The sequence below is a fragment of the Parafannyhessea sp. LCP19S3_B1 genome (assembly GCF_052121955.1).
Classification (GTDB): Bacteria; Actinomycetota; Coriobacteriia; order Coriobacteriales; family Atopobiaceae; genus Parafannyhessea.
This window is the reverse complement of record NZ_JBQKDH010000025.1, coordinates 1-5019: the sequence shown is the minus strand read 5'-3', so window position 1 is coordinate 5019 and position 5019 is coordinate 1. Positions and strand designations below refer to the sequence as shown.

Here is a 5019-nt window from a genome sequence, read left to right as displayed (position 1 = left end):
CTCGAGCCACGCCCGCGCCGGGGCCCGCGCCTGCCCCCGAGGGCCCGCGCGGGCTCCGCGTCCGCGTCGCGCACGATCCCCGCGCGCACGGCGTCGGTCCTGCCCTCGAAGGCGACGGACGCCGGGTCCGGGGCCTGGGATGCCAGGCTCTTCCCGGCGTCCCTCGCGTCGGCGCTCATCTGGCGCCCCTCCCGCCGGAGGCGCGCTTGAGCTCGGCGACCTCGTCGGGCTTCGTGTTGAAGAGGTCGTAGAGCTGGCCCCTCGGGAAGTCGTCCTTTATGGGCACGCGGGCGGCGCCGGCGATGAGGAGGCCCTCGCCGGGCTTGGCGGACTCGTCGATGTATCCCTCCTCGCGCTCCGAGAGCCCCAGCAGGTCAGCCCAGGCCCTGCGGTCGAGCGGCGACTGCTTGTGGAGCAGCACGAAGTCGGAGTTGAGGACCATGTTGCGGGCCTCCTCGTGCTCCAGCATGTAGACGGAGTTCTGCGTGATGCCCGTGCAGATCAGGTTGAACTTGCGGCCCTCGGCCCAGAACTTCGAGAAGTAGCTCACGATCGAGGGGTGCTCGAAGAGCGACTGCACCTCGTCGATGTAGAGCCAGGTCGTGACGCCGCGCTCGAAGTTGGCGTACATGCGGTTGCGCACGCTCTCCAGTGCCGTGAGCATGCCGAAGGTGCGCATGTTCTGCGAGAGGTCGCGCAGGTCGACGCAGGTGATGCGCGCGTCGAACCCCACGTTGCTCTCGTGGCTGAAGAACGAGGTGGCCCCGCGCACGTAGCGCTCGTAGCGCAGCGCTATCCCCCTGGCCTCGGGCTCGGGCTGCGCGAGCAGGCCCTCGTAGAGGTCCGCGAGCACCGGCACCCTCCCCTCGGCGGCGCAGCGCTCGTAGGCGTCCTCGACGCAGCGGCTGATGATGGACTTGTCCGCCTCGGGCAGGCCCTGCCGGCCCTCCGCCATGGTCGCGCCGGACAGCGCGAGGAACGCGTCTATCTTGAAGGCGCGCTGCGAGGCCGTGGCGTGGCCCTCCACGTCCGCGAGGTCGAACGGGTTGAGGTGGGCGTCCGAGTCCGGGCCGAGCCTGATGCACGTGCCGCCGTTGGGCACGACGACCGAGGAGTACTCGCCGGCCGGGTCGAAGACGATGACCTGGTCGTCGGGGTACGCCAGTATCGTGTTCTCTATCTCGCGCTTGACCGAGAAGGACTTCCCGCTGCCGGGCTTTCCCGCCACGTAGCCCATGGGGCTCGCGAGGCGCTTTCGGTTGCAGATCACGAGGTTCGAGCTCTCCTTGTTCTGCCCGTAGTAGCCGCCGCCCTCCTGGTTGAGCTCCTGGGTGGCGAAGGGCATCTGCACGGCGATCTCCGCCGTGGTCATGAAGCGCCCCACGTCCACGTGGTTGTTGCCCAGGGGCAGGATCGAGTTCATGCCCTCGCGCTGGCGGTAGTCGAGCGCCTCGAGCTCGATGGAGTTCGACCTCGCGGCGCGCGTGATCTGGAGCACGCGCTCGTCGAGCTCGGCCTCCGTGTCGGCGTAGGCCCATGCGAGCCCCGTGTAGCGGAAGAGCCGCTGGTTCTTGTTCTGCAGGTCGTCGAGGAGGTCCTCCGCCTCCTCCTTGGAGTAGCGCAGCTCCGAGGGCAGGATCGTGTAGTCGTAGCCGCGCTTCACGGCGGCGCGCTGCTCGTCGATGATCTCCTTGTCCATCCAGGCGAGGCGCTGCTTCACGAAGGAGACCGCGCGCGCCTTGTCCATGCCCTGCACGTGGATGGAGACGGAGAGCGGGATCGGCAGGTCCACGATCTCGGCGATGCAGCGGTCCATGAGCTCGCTGCCGAACGAGCGGAACACGAGCGCCTGGCACCAGGTGCCGTCGATGCGGAGCTTGGAGGCCGAGCCCCCGGGCTTGCTCTCGATGCAGCCCGGGCACACCAGGTCCTTCGCCCTGAGCCCCGTGTGCGCCGCGAGGAGCGACCAGTCCGTCGGGATGCGGCGGCCCGGTCGTATGAGGGCGCCCATCGCCGCGAGGCGCGCCGGCCCGTCCAGGGGCTCGACCTCGCACCTCACGCGCTGGAGCGCCTGGGTGACCTCGCCGCGGATCCTCGCGAGGCGGGGCACCGCCGACTCCACGTCGCGCGCCCCGACCGCGTAGGTGAGGTGGCGCGTGCGCACGAGGTTCGAGATGCCCTCGCGCATCTTGTCGTTGAGGATGCGGTTGTACTCGGCGGCGAAGCGCCCCGTCACCGGGTCGGACTCGTCGAAGAACGAGCGGCTGCCGATCTCCTCCGCGGGGATCGGCGTGTTGGTGATGGATAGCTGCACCGACGAGTCGGCGCCGAACCCGTCCAGGAGCTGGCACCAGGCGGAGAAGACCGCCTCCTGCGCCTCCTTGCGGGCGCTCTGGTAGCTGATGTCCGAGAAGGCTACGGTCTGCGAGAAGAGCCCGCGCTCCACCTCGCAGATCCCGTCCGCCCACATGGACTCGAACCCGATGGCGTCGTAGACGCCGCGCGCCGCGTGGCGGCGGCGCCTCTGCTCGGCGGTGGCGTCGGCGAGCTCGCGGTCCTGCTCGCGCATGCGCTGCCCGACGGACTTGCCCCTGCCGGCGAGCCTCAGCCTCGGCCCGCGCCCCTCTCCCTCGCCGCTAGCTTCCTTCCTTGCTCGGCTCACGGAGCTCGGCCCCCCTCCTCCTGGCGCGGCGCCTGTGGCGGCGCGTCGTCCTAACTGCGATTGGCCCGTCTGGGAGACGGTGGGCCTCCGGGCCCCTGTAGAGCAGCACGCCGTCGCCCGTCGCGTGCTCCCAAAGGAGCGGCAGGAACCGCTCCGCCCGCATGCCGTGCGGCCGCCAGAACCCGGCGAGCCAGAACGGCAGCGACGCGCACATGACGGGCAGGCTCGCGTCCGCGGCCTCGATGCCCAGCAGGAGCTGGCACGCGGCCGCCGCGGCGACCGACGTGGCGAGCCCGCCCGCGACGCACAGCAGCGTGCGCAGGCTGAGCTTGCCGACGACCTTCTCCTGGTACTCGCCTATGTCCTTGTGGACGGCGACCGAGAGCGGCATGGCCGGCCCCCTAGGCCGGGAGCCAGGACGTGTCGATCATCCCGAAGTAGACCGCCGCGGCCACCACGATGGCGCCGCCCGCGATGGTCGAGATGGCGCTCGCTATCTGCGAGCCGCCAGCCTCGGGCCCCCTGATCGCGATTCCCAGGGCGACCGCGCCCCAGACGATGAGGAAGCTCCCGAGGAACGTGACGCACCCCGAGACGAGCCTGATGATGTTGGAGAGCATCGCACCCCTCCCGTGTCGGATCCCTGCATTGCGGCGGCCTTTCCCGGCCGCGGCGCGGGTCGGCCGCCGGGTCCCCGCGCGGCCGTGGCTCATTTCATCCGTCCCGCCCCCTCCCCGCCGCCCGCGAGGGCGCCGCGCGAGAGCTCGCCCGCCCTGGGGTGGGACTCCGGGCTCAGCTTGCGGTCCATCACGGGGTCGCAGCCCGAGACGAGGAGGATCGCCATGCGGCGGTCCATCCTGCCGACCTCGGACGCCTGTATGAGGTCTCGGGCCTCGTGCTGGAAGCTCCTGGAGGAGCCGCCCGAGGGCCCGCGGCTCTCGGTGCTGGAGAGGGTGGAGACGGTCTGCTGCCCCACCTGCTCGGATATGGCCTTGTTGGTCTTGGTGGACTTGCCGCCGAGGAAGAGCGTCGTGTCGCAGCAGTCCGCGATGGTCTCGGCGTCCTCGCCGTAGCGCGCGGTGAGCTGCGAGAGCGACTGCACGACGAGCGTCATCCCGATGTTCCTGGACCGGACGGTGGCTATGGTGGTCTGGATGTCGGGGAGCTTGCCGATGGTGCAGAACTCGTCGAGCACGAGGTGCACCGGCGTCGGGAGCGAGCCCCCGTAGCGCACGAGCGCCCGGTCGCAGAGCCTTCCCACGCACTGCCACGCGAGGATCGCGTAGAGGAAGTTGTACGTGCTCTTGGTCTCGGAGGGCGTCGCGAAGATCGCCACGCGCGCGCCGGGGTCGCCCATCCCCTCGAGCCCGAGGTCGTCGTCCGAGAGGACCTCGCGGAGCTCGGCGGAGTCGAGCTTGCCCAGGCGGGCGTTGCAGCTGATGATGATCGACTTGAGGGTCTTCCCCGCGGCCGTCTTGAACGCGTGGTAGCGCGAGAGCGAGAAGTCGCCCGGGGCGGGCTCGGTCACGGGCACCCAGCGCACGCCCGGGCCGCGCCCGCGCGTGACCGACCTGCCGTCGCCCGAGGCGGCCTCGCGCACGGGCACGCACGTGCAGCCGGTGCGCAGCTCCTCGAAGAGCACGTCGAGCGGGCTCATGAACGACTCGTCCTCGTCCCTCGCCTCCGCGAGCGACAGCAGCGTCATGAGCCCCGGGAGGCTGCGGTCCGCCTCGGGGCAGTGCTCGACGAGGTACCCCACGAGCGCGGTGTACAGGAGCCGCTCGGCGTTCTCCCAGAAGGGGTCAGCCGAGCTCGTCCTCTCGCCGTTCGTGTTCTCTATGAGGCAGTCGACGAACTCGAGCACGTCCTGCTGGGTGCGCACGTAGGCGAGCGGGTTGTAGTGGCTCGAGCGCGAGAAGTCCACGGTGTTGAGCCACGCCACGCGGTAGCCGTGGGCGCGCAGCATCGCCCCGCAGGTGGGCTCGAGCGTTCCCTTGGGGTCGGTGACCAGGTAGGACGCGTTCATCTGCATGATGTTGGGGAGCACGTAGCCGCGCGTCTTGCCCGAGCCGGAGCCGCCCACCACGAGCACGTTGCGGTTGCGCTCGTAGCGCGCGTCGTGGTCGTCCCGTGACATCGCGAGGGACACGCCCTCGGTGAGCAGGATGTTGTGGTCGGGGTGCGCGCGGTCCGCGAAGGGCCGCATCTCGCGGGCGTCCGCCCAGCGGGCGCTTCCGCCCTCCTCGCCGCGCCGCCAGTTGCCGGAGTGCGCGAGGGCGCGCGCCCACGCGACCCACACGGCGCACGCCGCCACCGTGCCGCAGGCGAGCTGAGCGGGTCCCGCGGCCGGCAGCAGG

At 70.8% G+C, this 5019-nt stretch carries 4 protein-coding genes; all 4 read right to left on the bottom strand.

What is annotated here, in order from left to right; genetic code table 11:
• Nucleotides 1–175: 175 nt before the first annotated feature.
• Nucleotides 176–2662, bottom strand: a complete 2487-nt coding sequence (locus ACTQWE_RS10075; RefSeq protein ID WP_441849125.1) for a VirB4-like conjugal transfer ATPase, CD1110 family — start codon at nucleotides 2660–2662, stop codon at nucleotides 176–178.
• Nucleotides 2637–3053: a PrgI family protein gene (locus ACTQWE_RS10070; protein WP_090862568.1), complete on the bottom strand. Its 417-nt coding sequence runs from the start codon at nucleotides 3051–3053 to the stop codon at nucleotides 2637–2639. The genes ACTQWE_RS10075 and ACTQWE_RS10070 overlap by 26 nt, the downstream gene beginning before the upstream one ends.
• A 10-nt stretch (nucleotides 3054–3063) precedes the next feature.
• Nucleotides 3064–3282: a hypothetical protein gene (locus tag ACTQWE_RS10065; protein WP_059053491.1), complete on the bottom strand. Its 219-nt coding sequence runs from the start codon at nucleotides 3280–3282 to the stop codon at nucleotides 3064–3066.
• An 89-nt stretch (nucleotides 3283–3371) separates the two neighbouring features.
• Nucleotides 3372–5019, bottom strand: a 1648-nt coding sequence (locus ACTQWE_RS10060) for a VirD4-like conjugal transfer protein, CD1115 family (RefSeq protein ID WP_441921682.1), incomplete at its 5' end; no start/stop codon positions are given.

Bases quoted from the DNA above. Each gene is read 5' to 3' on its own strand.
- ACTQWE_RS10065 (WP_059053491.1), bottom strand. From the start codon at position 3,282: ATGCTCTCCAACATCATCAGGCTCGTCTCGGGGTGCGTCACGTTCCTC.
- ACTQWE_RS10070 (WP_090862568.1), bottom strand. From the start codon at position 3,053: ATGCCGCTCTCGGTCGCCGTCCACAAGGACATAGGCGAGTACCAGGAG.